Source organism: Streptomyces swartbergensis, from assembly GCF_002148965.1.
Taxonomy (GTDB): domain Bacteria; phylum Actinomycetota; class Actinomycetes; order Streptomycetales; family Streptomycetaceae; genus Streptomyces; species Streptomyces swartbergensis.
In genome coordinates, this window is sequence record NZ_NGFN01000753.1 from 1 (window position 1) to 957 (window position 957).

The window sequence follows — 957 nt, forward strand, 5'->3', positions numbered from 1 at the left end:
GGCGGGTGCTGCGGGCGGGCCGGTGGATCACCTGCTGGGTCATCGCACCCTCACCGCCCGCTGCATCGCCTCGGCCGCCAGGCGGACGGCCGCGTCCCGGGTGCTCCGGCCCAGCATGGCGGTGTGGATGGGGCCTCCTTGGGCGAGATGACGGTCATAGGGAAGCAGGACGACGGGCACGCCGGGCTCACGCAGGTGTGCGGCGGCCGTCTTCGGGTCGAGGCTGGTGTCGGGGGAGTTCGCGCTGAGGGCGACCACGGTGCCGGCCAGCGCGGAGTGCGGCAACTGGCCCAGCCAGTCGAGGACTTGGCGAGTTCCGTGGATGCCCTCGGCGGTCATCGGGGCGACGACGACTCGTGCGTGGGCGGTGTCCATCGCCGTGCGTGCCACCTCGCCGGGCAGTGTCTCGCAGTCCACCACCGTCACCGCGAAGTACCGGCGCAGGGCCAGCGTCACCGTCCGGTAGGTGCGGATGTCCATGGGGGCGCCGACCCGCCCTTGGCTCGCGGGCAGCAGCCAGCCACCATCGGCCACGGGCACCAGGTAGCCCGTGATGTCCGTGAGCTGCATCGCGGGCGTCAGGATCCGGGCGAGGTCGGCGCAACACCAGCGCACGGTGTCCGCGCCCATCCGTACCGGGAGGGTGCCGAGGGCCGCGTCGGCCTCCAGGGTGAGCACCGGATCGTGCCGGTAGTGGTTGAAGGTACGGCCGAGCAGCGCGGAGACCGTGGACTTGCCGACGCCGCCGCGGATCGAGGTGACGGCGATGACTCGCCCGGTGGTGACGGGCTGCTGCAACTCCTGGGCCAGACGGGTCTGTTCGGCGACCTCCTGGGTGGCGGAGACGGTGAGGCGGCGCAGGGAGGCCCCGGCGCGGCGTGCGGCCGAGTCACCGTGGTGCGGGCTGCCCAGGGCGAGGGCGAGGCGCGGATCGACCGTGGGGAGGGACTCGGGGAC

General features: G+C 73.4%; 1 protein-coding gene. It reads right to left on the reverse strand.

Features of this window, described 5'->3' with window-relative positions:
• Positions 1–39 precede the first annotated feature (39 nt).
• Positions 40–957, reverse strand: a 918-nt coding sequence (locus tag CA983_RS44105) for a CpaE/TadZ family protein (protein ID WP_244207368.1), incomplete at its 5' end; no start/stop codon positions are given.